We start from the raw sequence: 12,263 nt of genomic DNA, 5'->3' as shown, positions 1-12,263 counted from the left end.
CACCGATGAGGCTGTTCTGTTCGCTGCCCAGCCCGTTCGCCCGCAAGGTACGCGCCCTCGCTGCCGAGAAAGGCATCGCGCTGGAGTTGGTCGTGGTCGATGTGCTCGACCCCGCCAGCCCGGTCGCTGCGCTCAACCCGCTGCGCAAGGTCCCCTGCCTGATCACCGATGATGGCGAGGCGTGGTACGACTCGCCGGTGATCTGCGAGTGGCTGGACGCGCTGCCCGGCCCACGCCTGTTGCCCGCGGAGTTCGCCGCGCGCATGGCGGTCAAGCGTGTCGAAGCACTGGCCGACGGCGTGATGGACGCGGGCGTGGCCATCCGCCTGGAAAGCATCTTTGCCGGCCGCGCCGAGCACGAGCGCAGCGCCGGCTGGATGGACTGGCAGTGGCTGAAGGTGGAAGGCGGCGTGCGCGAACTGGAGCGCCAACTCGGCCCGTGCGCGTGGTTCGTGGGCGACAGCCTCACGTTGGCCGACCTCAGCGTGGCCAGCGCGCTGGAATGGCTGGATTTCCGTCTGCCCGATCGCCCCTGGCGGCCGTTGGCCCCGCGGCTGTCGGCGTGGCTGGAGTCGGTCGCGTCGCGCCCGTCATTGCACAACACACGTCCCGCCGCCTGACCCTCAGTGGGTGTCCGCCGCGGGCATCGCGGACAGGTCCATCCAGAACGCCTCCCAAACGTGGCCATCCGGGTCGGCCAGGTTGCGGTTGTACATGAAGCCCAGGTCCTGCACGGGATTGATGTCAGCGGTGCCGCCGCGAGCCGCCGCTGCTTCGTTCATCGCATCGACCGCGTCGCGACTTTCCAGGGAAAGGGCGAGCAGCACCTCGCTTGAGGTCTTCGGCGGGATCGGCCGCGTGGTGAACGTGCGCCATTTTTCATGCGTGAGCAACATGACGTTGATCGCCTCGCTCCAGACCATGCATGCGGCGGTCTCGTCGGTGAACTGCGGGTTGTTGGTGAAGCCCAGGGCTTCGTAGAACGCCATTGACGCGGCGAGGTCGCTCACCGGGAGGTTGACGAAGATCATGCGGGTCATGGCGGACTCCTGTGCCGGGGTTGAGCGAGAGCGGAGAACGACCGATGCGGCACGTGACCGCCTGGAGCGACGCTACTACGTCAAACGTGTGTGCGATGTGCGCGGCAACCGGCCGGCTACGGCAACAACTGGATCCCGAACGGCCGCAGCGCCAGCGCGAACAGCCCGAAGCAGACCACGGTGATGACCACGCTGGCCACCATGGTCGGCCAGAACCCAATGCGCCCCAGCAGGAACGGGAATGCGAGGAACATCGGCAGCGTCGGCACCACGTACCAGAACGTGTACCACGCGTGGTTGGCGATCTTGGCCTGCGGCTGCTTCTCCACGTACAGCCAGACCAGCGCCAACACGGTGACCAGCGGCAGCGCGGCGACGAAGCCCCCGAGCTTGTCGCTGCGCTTGGCGGCCTCGGAGACCAGGACCACCACGGCGGCGGTGAGGAGGTATTTGGTGACCAGCCAGCTCATCAGAGACTCCCTCGGCGAACGTCCATCACAGCGCGATCCTCTTCCGCCTGAATCATAGAACACCACCCCTATCTGCTAGGCTCCCGCCAAACCCCGGGGGCCGCATGACGCAGGACGAGTCGAAGCCACAGTCGCACGCCGCCCCGGAAGGGGGCGTCACCCACAGCCAGTTTGGCCTGCTGCGCCAGCGCCGCTTCCTGCCGTTCTTCCTGGTGCAGGCGCTGGGTGCATTCAACGACAACGTCTACCGGCAGGCCATCATCGGCCTGCTGTTCTGGCTGGGCGTGTCGCCGGAGCAGCGCACGCTGTACACCAACCTCGCGCCAGCCCTGTTCATCCTGCCGTACTTCCTGTTTTCCGCCACCGCGGGGCAGATCGCCGAGAAGCTGGAGAAATCGCGGCTGATCCGCATCACGACCGCGATGGAAATCGGGATCATGTCGCTGGCGGCGATCGGCTTCCTGACCCAGAACATGGCGCTGCTGCTGGTGGCACTGTTCGCCACCGGCGTGCAGTCCACGCTGTTCGGCCCGGTGAAGTACTCGCTGATGCCCTCGGTGCTCAAGCCCGAGGAACTCACCGGCGGCAACGGCCTGGTGGAGATGGGCACGTCGATCTCCATCCTGACCGGCATGATCGCCGGCGGGCTGATCTTCAAGCTGGCCGGCGACCAGGGCCCCATCGTCGCCGCCACCGCGATCATCGCGCTGGCGGTCACCGGCAACGTGGTCAGCCGCTTCATTCCGCGTGCCGATGCGGGCGCGCCGGACCTGAAGATCCACCTCAACCCCATCCCCGAATCACGGGCAGTGCTGCGTCTGGCGAAGAAGCAGCTGGCCGTGCGCAATGCGGTGCTGGGCGTGTCGTGGTTCTGGTTCGTCGGCACGATGCTCACCGCGCAGCTGCCTACCTACGCCGAGGTCAACCTCGGCGGCGCCGAGACGCTGTACCTGTTCGTGCTGGCGCTGTTCTCGGTGGGCACCGGACTGGGCTCGCTGCTGTGCGAGAAGCTGTCCGCGCGCACCGTGGAAATCGGCCTGGTGCCGCTGGGCGCATTTGGCATGAGCGCGTTCCTGTTCGACCTGTATTTCGCCCGTATCGGCGCGCCGCCGGCCACCGGACTGGACGTGGCGGGGTTCCTGCAGCAGCCCGGCAGCTGGCGCATCGTGATCGACCTGACCGGCGTCGGCCTGTTCACCGGCTTCTTCGTGGTGCCGCTGTTCGCACTGATCCAGAGCCGCACGCCGCGCGGCGAAATTGCGCGCGTGATCGCCGGCCTCAACATCCAGAACTCGGGCTTCGTGGTGCTGGCTGCGGTGCTGGGCATCGTGCTGCAGATGGCGGCGCTGCAACTCGGCGGCGTTCGCATTCCGCTGCCCAACCTGACCATCCCGCAGCTGTTCCTCGCGCTGGCGGTGGCCAACACGCTGGTGGCGGTGTGGATTTTCACCATCGTGCCCGAGTTCCTGATGCGGTTCCTGAGCTGGGTGCTCGTGCGCACGCTGTACCGCCTGCGCGTGCGCGGCATCGAAGCCAACGTGCCCGACGAAGGCCCGGCGCTGATCGTGTGCAACCACGTCAGCTACATGGACGCGCTGATCCTGGCCGCCAGCATCCCGCGTCCGGTGCGCTTCGTCATGTACTACAAGATCTTCAACATCCCGGTGATGCACTGGATCTTCCGCACGGCGAAGGCCATTCCCATTGCCGGCGCGCGCGAGGACCCTGCGATCATGCAGCGCGCCTTCGACGAGATCGACGCGGCCCTGGCCGACGGGCAGATCGTGGGCATCTTCCCCGAGGGCGCGCTGACCAAGGACGGCGAGATCGCCGCGTTCAAGTCCGGCGTCGAGCGCATCCTCGAACGCCGCCCGGTGCCGGTGGTGCCGATGGCGCTGCGCGGCATGTGGGCCAGCATGTGGAGCCGCCGCGACACGCGTCTGGGCCGCATGCGCGTGCCGCGCCGTTTCCGCGCGCACGTGGATGTCATCGCCGACCCGCCGTTTGACCCTGCGTCCGCCTCGGCCGAAGTGCTCGAGGCCAAGGTCCGCCAACTGCGCGGTGACGCCGCCTAGCTGACCCACCCCGCAATCACGAACAGCGCCAGCACCGCCAACCACACCAGCAGGCACCGCCACACCAGGCTCATCGCATCGCGCAGCTCCGGCAGGTCGGTGGCGACCGCCATGAACCGCGCGGGCACCACGCCGTTCTCATCGGCGTAGTCGCTGGCTTCCTCGACCAGCTCGCACCGCACGCTGGCGCGCGCGACCGCACCGATGAACCGGTTGTCCAGGTTCATCGAGGCCCCGCCCGCCTCACGCCATGCGGACAACACCGTATCGAAATTGCCCACCAAGGCCAGTGACAGGGTCATCAACTGGGCCACCGGCCAGTCCAACGCGGCCAGCAGGCGGCACGCGCCGTCGCGAGTCTCCACCGGCGCCTGGGCCGCGGCTTCGCCTTCGACGGCCAAAACGGTCAGGCGGTACAGCAGCGCGCCCACCGGCCCCAGCAACAAGAACCAGAACAGCACGCCAAACCAGCGACGCAACGCGTTGCGGAACACCGCTTCCACCAGGGAGCCACCGTCCATCAGCGGCTCCTGCCCGTCCGGCCAGAGCCGCGCGGCGGCTTCGCGCCGCGCCACCGGGTCGGAGGTCGCCGTGATCGCATCGACGTCCACGTCTAGATCACGCGGACCCCACGCGTAGACCAGCACCGCCACTGCAAACAGCAAGCCCACCAGCCCCAGCAGCGGCGCGTCCAACGCCAACTGAAACAGCCCCACTACCAGCAGCGGTGGCACCAGTGCGATCGCAATGCCGAAGCGCCCACGCCACGCGCTGCCTTCGCCAAATCGCGTGGACAGCCAGCGCAGCCAGTCAGTGAACCAGTCGTATTGGCGCAAGGCCGCCACGAACGGTTGCGCGAGGTGCCCCAGCAGCAAGGCGATAATTACGGCGATCAGGGTGACGGACATGGCGTCTCCTTTGGCCCGGGGGGCTCGCGCCGATTCTAGCCCGCCCCGCGGGAGTCCACCCAGGCATCAATCAGCCAGCGCGCGATCGAGATGCGGGGCGATAGCAGCAGGCCATCCCCTTCATCCTCCGCCCCTCGGTGTTGCGCGGCGCGCACGTCCTCCAGGGAGAACCACCGCGCATCCTCAAGTTCGTCGTTCACCCGCGGCTCGTCCGGCTCCGCTTCTGCGGTGAAACCCAGCATCAACGCCGACGGGAACGGCCAGGGTTGGGACCCGGCGTACCGGCACGCGCGCACGCGCACGCCGGTTTCCTCGGCCACTTCGCGCACCACGGTCTGCTCCAGCGATTCGCCCGGCTCGACGAAACCGGCGATGACCGAATAGCGGCGCGGCGGCCAGCCGGGCTGCCGCCCGAGCAACAGGCGTTCGCCGTCGCTGACGGCGACGATGACCGCGGGATCGGTACGCGGGTAGTGTTCGGTGTTGCACTGCGTGCAGCGTCCCAGCCAACCGGCACGCGAGCGGCTCACCTCGCCGCCGCACACGCCGCAGTAGCGGTGCCGCGATCGCCAGTGTTGCAGCGCGCGGGCCTCGGCAAACACCGCGGCCTCACGCAGCGGCCACAGGGCCGCGGCACTGCGCAGGTCGATGCGCGACGGCGCCTTCCAGGCCGTCAGCGCCTCGTCCAATGCGAACCAGGCGACGCCGTCCGCATCCAGACCCAGGAACGCCGCCGCGCCCACGCCGCCGGGGCCGCCGGTGATCTCGGCGCCGGTGGGCATCGCGGGACCGCGCTCGGCGTTGGCGAGGGCGAGGCCCTGTTCGTCCAGCACGATGACCCGCGCACGGGGCCAGAGCGCGGCCAGCGCGTCGGCATCGTCACGCAGGTGATCGGCACGATCGAGCGGGGTCGGCGGAACGCGACCTTCAGCGTCGCCGGCTCCAATGAACGCAAATGGCGCGCCGGGCACGCTCACGTCGAGAACGACGAGCCGCAGCCGCAGGTGGTCTTGGCGTTGGGGTTGCGGATGACGAACTGCGCGCCGTGCAGGCTTTCGGTGTAGTCGACTTCGGCACCCATCAGGTACTGCAGGCTGAGCGGATCCACCAGCAGGGTCATGCCGTCGGTCAGCACCGCCAGGTCGTCCTCGGCCTGCGCCTCGTCGAACTCGAAACCGTACTGGAAGCCCGAACAGCCGCCGCCCTGGATGTACACGCGCAGCTTCAGGTCGGGATTGCCCTCTTCGGCGACCAGCTCCCGCACCTTGGCCGCGGCGGCGGCGGTGAACTGCAGGGGGCGCTCCAGCGACTGGTAGTCCGGTGCCTGGAGGAGGGACTCGGGGGAAATGATGTCCATACGCTCAGGATGGGGCGGCAGGGCCCCGCATTCAAGCCATTGCAATCACGGTGCGGGCGTGGTGCCGGTGCTGTCGCGGGTGGCGTCGGCCCAGGTGAACGACTCGGTCACCGAGCCGCCGCCGCGCGGCTGCAGGCGCACTTCCACCCGCACCGGGGTGAAGCCGGCGGGCAGGAACACGTCGCCTTCCACCTGCTGGAAATACTTGAACGAGTAGGCCATGGCCGGGGCCTTGGGCTGCCGGCGCAGGTCGCTCCACGCCAGCTTGCGCAGCTTGCCGGCCTGCGTGCCTTCCACGGTCAGCGTCATCTGTCCGGCGCTGGTGCCGCCCCGGTTGAGGTTCTGGGTCAGCGTGGCGGCAAAGTGCCACGCGTCCGTGGCCTGCGGCTGCAGCCGGATGGCGTGCACGCTCAGGCCGCGGCGCTGCCCGGTGGCACCCACCAGCCGCTCGTAGAAGGCGACATCGGCGCGCAGGCCGGCGATTTCTTCTTCGCGCTCGGCCAATGCGCCCTGCAGGTCGCGGTTGGCGTCGCGGCTGATCTGGTCGGAGCGCTTGAGCGTGGCGATCTGCTGCTCCTGCTCCTCGATGTGCGCCTTGGCGACGGCGAGCTGGCGCTCGGAGGCCTCCAGGCGGCCGCGGGTGTCGCCGCTGGCCGGTGCGAACACGCGCCACGCCCCCCAGAGGCCGAACAGCAGGGAGGCGGCCACCAGGGCGGCCAATACGTAGGCGCCGCGCCCACGGCGCAGCGCGGTCAAGGCATCGCCGGCGGTCCCGGCGGCTGGAGGATTGGCGTCCATGGCCACTCCCGGAATAGGGATGATGCGGTCAGCCTACTACGGCCGCGGCCTCCTGCCGCGCCTCGCCCAGGGCCGCATCGGCATGGATCAAGCGGCCAGTCAGCATCGCGCCGGCGGCCATCTCCACGACCTTGTAATGCACGTTGCCCAGCACGCGGGCCTTGGAGGCCAGTTCCACGCGCTCTTCCGCGTGCACGTCACCGTCCAGCCGGCCGTTGATCACCACGACCGGGGCACGGATCTCGCCTTCGATGCTGCCGTTTTCCGCCAGGGTCAGCACGGCCGGCTTGCCCGCCTCGGCCACCACGGTGCCCACGATGCGGCCTTCCACGTAAAGCCCGCCGCTGAACTGCAGGTCGCCGCGGATGGTCATCTGCGGGCCAACCAGGGTGTCGACCTGCCCGTCCGGCACCGACGCCGGCTTGCTCTTGAACTTCATTCAGGTGGTTCCGGTAGTGACGATGTCGTTCCAGCCAAAACTCTGGTCCACGGCGACGCCGCCGCCGCGCACGTCCACACGCACGCGTTGCGGGGTAAAGCCGGGGGGCAGGCTCACGCTGCCGTTGAGCCGTTGGAAATAGCGGAAGGAGAAGGCCTGGGGCTGGCGCCCCGGCGAAAGCTCCGACCAGGCGAGCGTCGCCGGCCGGCCGCCGCGCATGCCTTCGATGCGCAATTGCAGCTGGCCTTGGGTGACGCCATCGCGGTTGAGGCTCTGGGTCAGCACCACCTCGTACCGCCAGCTGCCAGGGGCCTCCGGGTCGAAGGCCACCGAGTGCACGTTCAGCGGCTGGGGCTTGGCGCCGGGACCGACCATCCGCTCATAAAAGGCCAGGTCCGACCGTAGTTGCGCGATCTGCTCATCGCGCTCGGCCAGGGCCACCTGCACCTCCTTGTTGGCGGCGCGGCTGATCTGGTCGGAACGGGACAAGGTGGCCTCGCGCTGGCGAAGCTCGTCCAGTTCCGCCTGGACGGCGGCCAATTGGCCCCGCGCCTGGTCAAGCGCGTCGCTGATCACCGGCAGGCGCGGGGCCGCTGTCGCCGAGGCCCACCACCAGGCGCCCGCCAGCGAGGCCACCCAGGCGGCAGCCAGCCCCGCCCACGCCCAGCCCCGACGGCTGGCGCGCTGCTGGACGACCACGTATCGCGGCGGCGGTGGCTTGCTGAGCATGGGCTCCCCGTGAGCGCCACCGGGACGTGGCCGCTCCTATACTGCGGAGAACAGTCTAGCCGGAAGCCCCTCGTGACCGATGCGCACCTGTTCGCAATTGGCGTCGTGCTGGCCTGGCTGGCCGGCATCCGCGTGTACCTGACCGTGTTCGGGGTTGGCCTGGCCGGGTTCTTTGGCTGGCTGGACCTGCCGCAGGCGCTGGAAGTGACCGCCTCCCCGTGGGTCATCGGGGTGTCGGGCGCTTTGGCGGCGGTGGAGTTCTTCGCCGACAAGATTCCCGGCGTGGATTCGGGCTGGGACCTGCTGCACACCCTGCTGCGGGTACCGGCCGGCGCGTTCCTGGCGGCCGCCACGCTCGGCGGCGACAGCGGCGATCTGGGCGCGGGCGCGCTGGCCGCCGGCGCGGGCGTGGCCCTGACCAGCCACCTGCTCAAGAGCGGGTCCCGCGCCCTGCTCAACACCTCGCCCGAGCCGGTGAGCAACTGGACCGCCTCGGTGACCGAGGACGTGGCGGTGGTCAGCGGGCTGGGGCTGGTGTTCGCCTACCCATGGGTGGCGTTGTCGATCGTGGTGGTGGTGACGGTCGCCTTCGCGCTGGTGCTGTGGTGGGTGTGGCGCAGGCTGTTTCGCCGCGCGCCCCGGGCGTCGACGGGGTGACACGCACCGCTGGCATGTGTCGCGGCTGACTCAGCCGCACCCTGTTGGCTATTCACCTGGGTAACGCAAAAACGCCACCTCGCGGTGGCGTTTTGCAGCGCGCAATCGATGGCTGGGCTCAGCCTTCCATCTTCATCGACAGATAGTTCTGGTCGCCCACGCGGTCCATCAGCGACAGCTGGGTTTCGATCCAGTCGATGTGCTCCTCTTCGGAGTCGAGGATGTCGGCGAACAGCTTGCGGCTGTTGTAGTCGCCCACCGTCTCGCAGTACTTGATGGCCTCGCGCAGCAGCGGCACGGCCTCCAGCTCCAGCGCGAGGTCGCAGGCCAGCACTTCGCGCGGGTTCTCGCCGATCTTCAGCTTGCCCAGCGCCTGGAAGTTGGGCAGTCCCTCGAGGAAGAGGATGCGGTCCGACAGCTTGTCGGCGTGCTTCATCTCGTCGATGGACTCGTGGTACTCGTGCTCGGCGAGCTCCTTCAGGCCCCAGTTCTTCAGCATCTTGGCGTGCAGGAAGTACTGGTTGATGGCGGTCAGCTCGTTGAAGAGCGCCTTGTTGAGGAACTCGATGACCTTGGCGTCACCCTTCATCGCGGTGCTCCGTTTGCGTGGCAAGGGGGCACTTTAGCCCGTTGTGCGCCACGATGGACGGAACGCGAATCGCGTGCAGCCGCGGACGCGAATCAGTGGCGTTTGGGGTCCGTCGATGGTCCCCGGTCAACGGCCGGCGGAAGAATTGGATGTGGAACCGGACGATACGCCCCCGGCCCGCCGGTCAGGCCGCTTCGCGAAGCACCGGAAGCGGCAGATCCCTCCGGGCGTGCGTTTCCTCGAGGATGGCCGTGGCCATGTCGATGCAACTGCCACAGGTGGAGCCGGCGCCCGTGCGCATGGTCAGTTCGGACATCGTGCGGCATCCGGCCTCGGCGGCTTGGCGGATGGCGTGGTCGGTGACCCCATTGCAGATGCAGACGTACACGGCGGCGTTCGATGGGCAGGCAGCCGGGTTGGCTGCATGCACAGGGGAACACGAATGAGAATGATTGTCAATTATTGGAGGCTGAACCGGCACCGCCGCCCCGGTTCGGCGCCCCGCCCGATTGCGGCCGGGGGCGCTGCCGTGACCGGGAGACCGGCCCCGGCAATCCGGGCAAGGTGCGGGGATCGGGCACGGCATGCGGCCCGGCCACCCGCCGCGCGACGGGCGCGAGGTGGCGCAGCGCGCAGGCATACACGGTGCGCTTGAACATCACCACATGCTCCACCGGATACCAGAAGTCCACCCAACGCCAATGGTCGAACTCGGGCTTGTCGGTCAGGTCCAGGCGCAGGTCCGACTCCTCGCCCGCAAGGCGTAACAGGAACCACACCTGCTTCTGGCCAATGCAGACCAGCCGGTCGTTGCGCCGGATGGAGCGCTGCGGCAGCCGGTAGCGCAGCCAGCCCGGCGTGGCCGCCAGCACCTCCACATGGTGCGGCAGCAGTCCGGTTTCCTCGCGCAGTTCGCGGTACATCGCCTCCAGCGGCGTCTCGTCGCTGTTCATCCCGCCTTGCGGGAACTGCCAGCCGTCACGGTGCACCCGCCGCGCCCAGAACACGCGGCCGTCGGGGTGCATCAGAATGATGCCGACATTGGGCCTGTAGCCGTCCGGATCGATCACGATGCGGACTCCTGATAGGGGTGACTTGCGTCTCTGTCCCCGACTCTGCCACGGGGGGTGGCGCAGGACAAGCCGGGGCCGCCGCCCGGGCACGCGCGGCGACGCATTGACATCCCGGGGCCAGGTGCGCACAATTTGCGGCTCGCCGCGACTGCGGCGGGATCTGCGACTCCCCGGCTATGTAGCTCAGCCGGTTAGAGCACAGCACTCATAATGCTGGGGTCGGTGGTTCGAGTCCACCCATAGCCACCAGTCGGTGGAGCCGCAGAACCAAGGCCACGGCCTTACCCGACAAGCCCGCCTCCTGGCGGGCTTTGTCGTTTTCACGCGCCTAGCGCGTTATTGCACAGCCACGCGGTGCGATGCCGCACCACCCTGCTTGGGCAAGGTGAGCTTCAATACCCCATCCTCATAGCGTGCACTGGCTTTGCTGCGATCCACCTCCTCGGGCAAGGTGAAACTGCGGAACGCGCTGCCGATGTAACGCTCGGTGTGGATGGCCTTGTCCTTTTCCTCGCGTTTCTCGCCGTGGATTTCGACACTGATCGACACCTGGCGGCCATCAATGGCGACTTCGATGTCTTCCTTGCGCGCGCCGGGAATCTCAACACTGACCTGGTAAGCGCCCTCGAGCTCGTGCACGTCGGTACGCAACTCCATCGGGGCGGGCAGACCGTTGCGCATCGACTGCAACCCCATCCCACGCAGCAGTTCATTCATTTCCGCGCCGGGGTCCATGCGCGAGAGCGAAGCAAACGGGTTCCAACGGGTGATGCCGGACATGGTGCATTCCTCCACGCGGATGCTGGGGGAGAGGCGGCCACGCGCGCTCCGCGCAGACGCGCGCGCCGAATGGAGGGATCCTGCGCGTTGCCCGGCCACCGGGCTTGATCACGATCAGAATTGGGGGTCCAACCCTCACCGTTTGTCGGCCGGCGTCCTCGGCATGGGCAGGCGGCAAGCCGTGACACCATTCACGTTATGCTCCGTGCATGCACCGCACGACACCGCCGCCGCACCTGTCCGACGCCGCCGTCCAAGCGGCGCGCCAAGCGCGCCTGCCTTGGCGGACCTACCGGTTCCGGGCCATGGGCATGGGGCTGGCGATCCTGCCCTTGGGCGCCGTCTTCCATGAGCTGGATGCCAGCCCGGACGCGTGGCTGTGGGCGGTAGCGTCTTGCCTGCTGTGGCCACATCTGGCCTTCCACTGGGCGATCCGCAGTCGCGATCCGTTCCGTGCAGAGTTACGCAACCTGGTGATTGACTCGGCCATCGCGGGTGCGTGCGTGCCGTTCATGCACTTCAACCTCTTGCCCTCGGCGGTACTGCTGTCGGTGGCGATGGCCGACAAGCTCAGTACCGGCGTGCGTGGCCTGTGGGCGCGGTCGCTGCCCTGGATGGGCGGCGGGCTGCTGCTGTCGGCCTGGTTCAACAGCTTTGCCGTCGACCACGCCACCAGCACGCTCGTGATCGTGGCGTCGCTGCCGATCCTGTTCGTGCATACGCTGATGGTGGCCATGAGCACGCACCGCATGGTGCGCCGCGTCCAATCGCAAAACGTTGAGCTAGACCGGCTGTCGCGCACCGACGGCCTGACCGGGCTGTTCAATCGGCGCCACTGGCAGGAACGCGCCGAAGGCGTGCTTGCCGCGCACCGCGCCGGCGGGGGACCGGCGCAACTGATGGTGGTGGACCTCGACCTGTTCAAGCCGATCAACGACGGCTACGGGCACAACGCCGGCGACGACGTGTTGCGCGCGGTGGCCGACTGCATCCGCGGCATTGTGGGTGAAGACGGCCACGCGGGCCGCATCGGCGGCGATGAGTTTGGACTCGCCCTCCGCCTCGATCCGGGGGCCGCGGAGGCGCTGGGCGAACAACTGTGCGTGGCCGTCACTGGCCTTCAGTTCCCGCAATACCCGGGGCTGACGTGCTCGCTCAGTCTGGGCCACGCCGGGCCGCCGCCCGCTGGGCAGGGGCTGCGGGAATGGATGGAGGCCGCCGACCAGGCGCTGTACCGGACCAAACGCCACAAGCGGACCAACGTACCGATTGACGCAGGCTGAGACGCCCCAAGGTCATTCGACCGCGGCCCGGCGTGGGCCGCCGCTGCTCGTGAGGCGGCACGACG

Annotated in this window: 16 protein-coding genes and 1 tRNA gene; 5 read left to right on the top strand and 12 right to left on the bottom strand. The window is 68.4% G+C overall.

The window, feature by feature from the left end:
* The first annotated feature begins 5 nt into the window (after window positions 1-5).
* Window positions 6-620, top strand: coding sequence for a glutathione S-transferase family protein (locus tag ACYVBS_RS11690; protein ID WP_460823813.1), 615 nt, complete (start codon window positions 6-8; stop codon window positions 618-620).
* A 3-nt stretch (window positions 621-623) separates the two neighbouring features.
* Here ACYVBS_RS11690 and ACYVBS_RS11685 read toward each other — a convergent pair whose 3' ends face one another.
* Both ACYVBS_RS11685 and ACYVBS_RS11680 read right to left on the bottom strand, forming a co-directional pair.
* Entirely contained in the window at window positions 624-1,040 is a 417-nt protein-coding gene (locus ACYVBS_RS11685; protein ID WP_460823812.1) for a VOC family protein, read from the bottom strand.
* A 116-nt stretch (window positions 1,041-1,156) separates the two neighbouring features.
* Window positions 1,157-1,510, bottom strand: coding sequence for a DUF3147 family protein (locus ACYVBS_RS11680; RefSeq protein WP_460823811.1), 354 nt, complete (start codon window positions 1,508-1,510; stop codon window positions 1,157-1,159).
* A 104-nt stretch (window positions 1,511-1,614) separates the two neighbouring features.
* On the opposite strand from ACYVBS_RS11680, the gene ACYVBS_RS11675 reads away from it, so the two are divergent.
* On the top strand, window positions 1,615-3,585 hold the full coding sequence (locus ACYVBS_RS11675) for an MFS transporter (protein WP_460823810.1): 1,971 nt from the start codon (window positions 1,615-1,617) through the stop codon (window positions 3,583-3,585).
* Here the strand turns inward: ACYVBS_RS11675 and ACYVBS_RS11670 are convergent.
* The 6 genes from ACYVBS_RS11670 to ACYVBS_RS11645 are packed head-to-tail and all read right to left on the bottom strand — an operon-like array spanning window position 3,582 to window position 7,816.
* A complete protein-coding gene (locus ACYVBS_RS11670) occupies window positions 3,582-4,493 on the bottom strand; it encodes a hypothetical protein (protein ID WP_460823809.1) in 912 nt (303 codons plus the stop codon). The genes ACYVBS_RS11675 and ACYVBS_RS11670 overlap by 4 nt on opposite strands.
* Window positions 4,494-4,528: 35 nt before the next feature.
* A complete protein-coding gene (gene nudC / locus ACYVBS_RS11665) occupies window positions 4,529-5,440 on the bottom strand; it encodes an NAD(+) diphosphatase (RefSeq protein ID WP_460823906.1) in 912 nt (303 codons plus the stop codon).
* A gap of 26 nt (window positions 5,441-5,466) precedes the next feature.
* The gene (gene erpA, locus ACYVBS_RS11660; protein WP_460823808.1) at window positions 5,467-5,850 is read right to left on the bottom strand and encodes an iron-sulfur cluster insertion protein ErpA; all 384 of its coding nucleotides are present in this window, start codon (window positions 5,848-5,850) and stop codon (window positions 5,467-5,469) included.
* A gap of 45 nt (window positions 5,851-5,895) precedes the next feature.
* A complete protein-coding gene (locus ACYVBS_RS11655; RefSeq protein WP_460823806.1) occupies window positions 5,896-6,648 on the bottom strand; it encodes a DUF6776 family protein in 753 nt (250 codons plus the stop codon).
* A gap of 28 nt (window positions 6,649-6,676) precedes the next feature.
* Window positions 6,677-7,087 (bottom strand): bactofilin family protein, encoded by a 411-nt coding sequence (locus tag ACYVBS_RS11650; protein ID WP_460823805.1) that lies wholly within the window; start codon window positions 7,085-7,087, stop codon window positions 6,677-6,679.
* The gene (locus ACYVBS_RS11645) at window positions 7,088-7,816 is read right to left on the bottom strand and encodes a DUF6776 family protein (RefSeq protein ID WP_460823804.1); all 729 of its coding nucleotides are present in this window, start codon (window positions 7,814-7,816) and stop codon (window positions 7,088-7,090) included.
* 72 nt (window positions 7,817-7,888) lie between these two features.
* Here ACYVBS_RS11645 and ACYVBS_RS11640 point away from each other — a divergent pair, with 72 nt between their 5' ends.
* Complete coding sequence (locus tag ACYVBS_RS11640; protein WP_460823803.1) at window positions 7,889-8,473, top strand: DUF4126 domain-containing protein; 585 nt, start codon at window positions 7,889-7,891, stop codon at window positions 8,471-8,473.
* Window positions 8,474-8,591: 118 nt separating this feature from the next.
* On the opposite strand, the gene bfr is transcribed toward ACYVBS_RS11640, so the two are convergent.
* The 3 genes from bfr to ACYVBS_RS11625 form a co-directional block, all read right to left on the bottom strand.
* The gene (gene bfr / locus ACYVBS_RS11635; protein ID WP_460823802.1) at window positions 8,592-9,062 is read right to left on the bottom strand and encodes a bacterioferritin; all 471 of its coding nucleotides are present in this window, start codon (window positions 9,060-9,062) and stop codon (window positions 8,592-8,594) included.
* Window positions 9,063-9,246: 184 nt separating this feature from the next.
* Window positions 9,247-9,450, bottom strand: a complete 204-nt coding sequence (locus tag ACYVBS_RS11630; RefSeq protein ID WP_460823801.1) for a bacterioferritin-associated ferredoxin — start codon at window positions 9,448-9,450, stop codon at window positions 9,247-9,249.
* A gap of 67 nt (window positions 9,451-9,517) precedes the next feature.
* The gene (locus ACYVBS_RS11625; protein WP_460823800.1) at window positions 9,518-10,132 is read right to left on the bottom strand and encodes an RNA pyrophosphohydrolase; all 615 of its coding nucleotides are present in this window, start codon (window positions 10,130-10,132) and stop codon (window positions 9,518-9,520) included.
* A 175-nt stretch (window positions 10,133-10,307) separates the two neighbouring features.
* On the opposite strand from ACYVBS_RS11625, the gene ACYVBS_RS11620 reads away from it, so the two are divergent.
* A tRNA-Met gene (locus ACYVBS_RS11620) sits at window positions 10,308-10,384 on the top strand.
* 87 nt (window positions 10,385-10,471) lie between these two features.
* On the opposite strand, the gene ACYVBS_RS11615 is transcribed toward ACYVBS_RS11620, so the two are convergent.
* On the bottom strand, window positions 10,472-10,915 hold the full coding sequence (locus ACYVBS_RS11615) for an Hsp20/alpha crystallin family protein (RefSeq protein ID WP_460823799.1): 444 nt from the start codon (window positions 10,913-10,915) through the stop codon (window positions 10,472-10,474).
* A gap of 209 nt (window positions 10,916-11,124) precedes the next feature.
* Here ACYVBS_RS11615 and ACYVBS_RS11610 point away from each other — a divergent pair, with 209 nt between their 5' ends.
* Window positions 11,125-12,198 carry a sensor domain-containing diguanylate cyclase gene (locus tag ACYVBS_RS11610; protein WP_460823797.1) on the top strand — a complete coding sequence of 358 codons (1,074 nt, stop codon included), beginning with the start codon at window positions 11,125-11,127 and terminating at the stop codon, window positions 12,196-12,198.
* Window positions 12,199-12,263: the final 65 nt, after the last annotated feature.

Source organism: Lysobacter olei (assembly GCF_054777355.1).
Note: the sequence above shows the minus strand (reverse complement) of the source record. Positions and strands in the feature narration are given on the sequence as shown.

What these genes read in the sequence shown, in the direction of transcription:
- ACYVBS_RS11690 (WP_460823813.1), top strand. Translation starts at nt 6, where the DNA reads ATGAGGCTGTTCTGTTCGCTGCCCAGCCCGTTCGCCCGCAAGGTACGC.
- ACYVBS_RS11685 (WP_460823812.1), bottom strand. Translation starts at nt 1,040, where the DNA reads ATGACCCGCATGATCTTCGTCAACCTCCCGGTGAGCGACCTCGCCGCG.
- ACYVBS_RS11680 (WP_460823811.1), bottom strand. Translation starts at nt 1,510, where the DNA reads ATGAGCTGGCTGGTCACCAAATACCTCCTCACCGCCGCCGTGGTGGTC.
- ACYVBS_RS11675 (WP_460823810.1), top strand. Translation starts at nt 1,615, where the DNA reads ATGACGCAGGACGAGTCGAAGCCACAGTCGCACGCCGCCCCGGAAGGG.
- ACYVBS_RS11670 (WP_460823809.1), bottom strand. Translation starts at nt 4,493, where the DNA reads ATGTCCGTCACCCTGATCGCCGTAATTATCGCCTTGCTGCTGGGGCAC.
- erpA (WP_460823808.1), bottom strand. Translation starts at nt 5,850, where the DNA reads ATGGACATCATTTCCCCCGAGTCCCTCCTCCAGGCACCGGACTACCAG.
- ACYVBS_RS11655 (WP_460823806.1), bottom strand. Translation starts at nt 6,648, where the DNA reads ATGGACGCCAATCCTCCAGCCGCCGGGACCGCCGGCGATGCCTTGACC.
- ACYVBS_RS11650 (WP_460823805.1), bottom strand. Translation starts at nt 7,087, where the DNA reads ATGAAGTTCAAGAGCAAGCCGGCGTCGGTGCCGGACGGGCAGGTCGAC.
- ACYVBS_RS11645 (WP_460823804.1), bottom strand. Translation starts at nt 7,816, where the DNA reads ATGCTCAGCAAGCCACCGCCGCCGCGATACGTGGTCGTCCAGCAGCGC.
- bfr (WP_460823802.1), bottom strand. Translation starts at nt 9,062, where the DNA reads ATGAAGGGTGACGCCAAGGTCATCGAGTTCCTCAACAAGGCGCTCTTC.
- ACYVBS_RS11615 (WP_460823799.1), bottom strand. Translation starts at nt 10,915, where the DNA reads ATGTCCGGCATCACCCGTTGGAACCCGTTTGCTTCGCTCTCGCGCATG.
- ACYVBS_RS11610 (WP_460823797.1), top strand. Translation starts at nt 11,125, where the DNA reads ATGCACCGCACGACACCGCCGCCGCACCTGTCCGACGCCGCCGTCCAA.